Source organism: Corallococcus sp. CA054B, assembly GCF_003611625.1.
Lineage (GTDB): Bacteria > Myxococcota > Myxococcia > Myxococcales > Myxococcaceae > Corallococcus > Corallococcus coralloides.
The window spans coordinates 1-3,545 of the sequence record NZ_RAVY01000360.1; the positions used below are offsets into that span (position 1 = coordinate 1).

Annotated in this window: 4 protein-coding genes; 2 read left to right on the plus strand and 2 right to left on the minus strand. The window is 71.5% G+C overall.

The window, feature by feature from the left end:
• Together D7V80_RS40510 and D7V80_RS40515 are read left to right on the plus strand one after the other, a co-directional pair.
• Nucleotides 1-484: GNAT family N-acetyltransferase (locus D7V80_RS40510; protein ID WP_120593098.1), on the plus strand; the 484-nt coding region annotated here is incomplete at its 5' end.
• Between the two features lie 110 nt (nucleotides 485-594).
• Nucleotides 595-1,377 (plus strand): hypothetical protein, encoded by a 783-nt coding sequence (locus D7V80_RS40515; protein ID WP_120593099.1) that lies wholly within the window; start codon nucleotides 595-597, stop codon nucleotides 1,375-1,377.
• An 11-nt stretch (nucleotides 1,378-1,388) separates the two neighbouring features.
• Here D7V80_RS40515 and D7V80_RS40520 read toward each other — a convergent pair whose 3' ends face one another.
• Both D7V80_RS40520 and D7V80_RS40525 read right to left on the minus strand, forming a co-directional pair.
• Complete coding sequence (locus D7V80_RS40520; protein WP_147447393.1) at nucleotides 1,389-2,864, minus strand: hypothetical protein; 1,476 nt, start codon at nucleotides 2,862-2,864, stop codon at nucleotides 1,389-1,391.
• Nucleotides 2,865-2,998: 134 nt separating this feature from the next.
• Nucleotides 2,999-3,545: glycoside hydrolase family 19 protein (locus tag D7V80_RS40525; RefSeq protein ID WP_199738985.1), on the minus strand; the 547-nt coding region annotated here is incomplete at its 5' end.

Below are 3,545 nucleotides of genomic sequence, written 5' to 3' on the forward strand. Positions count from 1 at the left end.
CCCGCGCGCGCCGCCGCCCCCGCCCACCGTGCGGCCCGCCACGCCCGAGGACCGGGACGCCATCGCGGGCCTCCAGGACGCGGCGCTCGCGCGGCGGCCCACGACCTTCGAGGCGCCGGTGGAAGGCGAGGACGACGGACGGCACCCGGTGCTGGTGGCGGAGGAGGACGGGCGCGTCGTCGCGTGCGCGGCCACCCGCGCCTACAGCTCGCGCGAGTGCTACGCGGGCGTGGCGGACTTCAGCCTCTTCGTGGCGAAGGACGTCCGGGGCCGGGGCGTGGACGAGTTGCTGCTGAAGGCGCTGTTGAAGGCCGCGGAGGAAGCGGGCCTCCACAAGCTCACCACCAGCGTCCTCGCGGACCAGGAGCACACCCGCAAGCTGTTCGAACGCCTGAGGTTCACCACGGTGGGCACGCACGAGAAGCACGCGCGGGTGGACGGTGCGTGGCACGACGTGGTGGTGGTGGAGAAGTTCCTGCGCTGACGCGTCCGGGGTGGCTTCACGGACACTGTCTCCTCCTGGCACCCGAGGGCGGGGGGAGCCCCCTTGCTCGCGGGCCTCCGCCGGAGGATGACTGTCCTCCAGGAGCACCCATGTCCCAGGAAGCCCTCCGTTCCGCGCCGCCGTCCTCCATCGCCGACGAGGCGCCCGCCGACGTCTCCGAGTCCCTCGCGGAGGTGTCGTCCCCGCCGCTGACGTTCCTGCTGGAGGAGGTGCGCTCGCCGGGGATGGTGCGCGCGGACATCGACGCGCTCATCGTGGGCCTGGGTCGGCCGCCCGCGCCGGACGAACCGCTGCGGGAGCGGGCGGATCTGCTGCTGGCGCTCCTGGACCGGAGCAACCCGGTGGGGGACTACACGGGTTCAGGCGGGATGAAGGTGCGGCACGCGGCGAAGGAGGCCCTGCTCTCCATGGGCTATCCGTACGCGATGGAGCTGCCGCCTGAATTGCTGGAGACGAAGCGCGCGGACGGCAGGCCAGCGGGGCTGACCGCGGGCAACGTCACCCTGGCGATGGTGAGCGCGCTGTACCAGTCAGCGGGCATGGTGGGGGTGTGGGTCCTCCTCGAGTACTTCCGGATGCCGGCGGCGGCCGAGGTATCCTTCGGCATCGGCTCGCTCGTCTGGCTCTTCACCGGGCTCTCCCTGGTGGGTCACCACTCCCGGTCGAGGGACATGCAGTCCATCGCTTCAGTGGTGCTGTGGGCGGCGGCGGTGGCGTGGATCCTGATTGCCCTCCCGTTGGCCCTGTTCTCGAATGGCGTGGCCCTGGCCTTCGTCCCCTGGCACCTCGCGCTGTGGACGGCCATCTCCCTGCGCCCGGAAGCCGAGGAGGAAGAGGCGCCGGCGAAGAGTTCGACGCAGCCCTCGCCATGACCGGGAGGCCGTCAGCGCCGTGAGTCCTGGGCCCACTCCTCGCGCGTCCAGCCCTGCCGTTCATAGAGGGCGCGGCGCTCCGCGGGCAGGGCCTCCCAGGCGACGCCGGGGTCCAGGTCCTTGGGGCGGCTGAAGAGGCCAGGGATGTCGCCGCGGACGGCCTGGGAGGCACGCTCGGGGGTGAGGCCGCGCAGGCCGTAGCCCAGCTTGAGGCCCGCGTGGCTCTGACGTTCCTTGTCGGAGACTTCGAAGGAGACGCCACCGCCGAACTCCGCGGTGCGAGGGTTGAGCGCCGCGTAGGCGCGAGCATTGGGGCCCGCGCCCACGGACAGCTCCACCTTGCCCTCCGAGTCGCGGCTCACGCTGGCGATGCCCAGGTCCACCTGGAGCTGGGCCTCCGTCTTGCCGTGAGCGTCCATCATCACTTCCAGGCCCAGGGGGCCGGCCTTCGAGGCGATGCCCGCCTGCGTCTGGAAGTCGGTGGTGCCGCGCGCGGAGGCATGGGCTGAGCGCTTGAAGTGGAGCATCTCGTGGGACGCGCTCGCTTCGGCGGAGACGAAGGCCCCGGCGGGACGTTCGCCGGAGAGGACCTGCGCGCGGGCGGTGACGGTCTGGTAGGCCTGGACGAGCGAGTGTTGGGGGCGTCCCAGGCCGGCCTTCCATTCGGACTCATAGCGTTCGCGCTGGGGGTCGGACCAGGAGAGGCCGAGCGACGTCTCACGCAGCTCCAGCGACTGAGGAGGCCCGAGTGTGCGAAGCGCCTGGAGGCTGCCGGCCTGGGCCACGGCGTCGCCATAGCGTTGCAGGTAGGCGTCGTAGGCGACGACGGCGGCGCGGCCCGTGTCGGTGGCATGGGCGTTCACCGCGTCGCGAAGGGCAACGGGCAGCTTCGGATCATTGACGAAGGTCTCCGGGCGTCCAGGCATGCCGAGCGGTCCCTCCACGCCGCCCGGACGCCGCGAGAGGACGCCGTTGGACGCAGCCTGTTCGAGGAAGGCCTGGCGAGACGGCGCATCCATCCGGGACACATAGGTGGCGAGCAGCCCGTCACGGTCCATGCGCTCCAGCGTGGCGCGGTACGCATCGCGAGGCACGGAGCCAAGTGCATCGTGCGTGGCCTTCACATCGCTGTCGGTGAGGAAGGGGTTGGACAGGCTGCGCGTCAGGTGCGAGCGGACCGAGGCATAGACGTCCTCGGGAACAGGGGCGGAGGGGGAACGCAGCCGGCCGCCCATGGCCGCGAGCTCGCGCGCGGACACAGCAGGGCCGTCCGCATGCGTGGAGGGGCGGGGTGAGGACGGAGCAACGGAGGGGCCGTCATAGGGCCGCAGCTCGTTGCGAGACGTCGAGGCCGCACTGCTCTCACTGACGGAGGTCCTGCGGGACGCGGTCGTGCCCACGCGGAGCTCCGGCGCGGGTGCATCGGGTTCGGGAAGCGTGGGTTCGGGGGACAGGGGACTGCTGCCGGGCGCATCGATTCGGGACATCAGGCTCGCTCCGAGGAAGGAGGAGCCCGTGCCCTGTGCAGCCGGTGCGCCACGGCCAGGTGCCCGGAATCACAGGCACCCTCTCGCATCCATGCGCCCGGGCATGGGACCCGGGTCCCACGCCCCAGACGGGCTCAGCCCAGCACGTCCTGCGCGCGGCGGTAGTACATCTCGCGGCTCGCGAGGCCGTTGTAGCCGCCGTTGATGCGGCGGGTGACTTCACGGAAGTTGCCCGCGTCCGCGTAGCTGTTCAGGTTGCGCGACTGCCAGTACCAACCCGCGATGCGGAACGCGACGTCCGGATCCTTCGCGCGCTCCGGGTGCCCTTCCAGGTCGATGCCCAACGCCTTGCCCGCCGCACGGTAGTTCGCGCGGCCCGTCAGCTGGATGGGCCCCCGGCCCTTGTAGCGCTTGCCGTCGCCCGGCTGCGTGTTGCCCAGGTCCTTGCGGCCCTCGTACGCCGCGCCGGAGGCGATCTCCTCCATGTAGCGCAGCTCGCCGCTCTCATGCGCCAGCTGGGCCAGGAACATCTCCTTGCGCCGGGGCGTGTTGATGTTCGCCTCCGCCATCGCCTTGTTCAGGTGCGGCAGGTACTGCTCCGCCTTCGCCTGCGCGCCCACTGTCGTGCCGTGCCGCTCCGCGATGCCGCTCAGCGTGTCTCCGCTGCGCACTGTGTAGCTG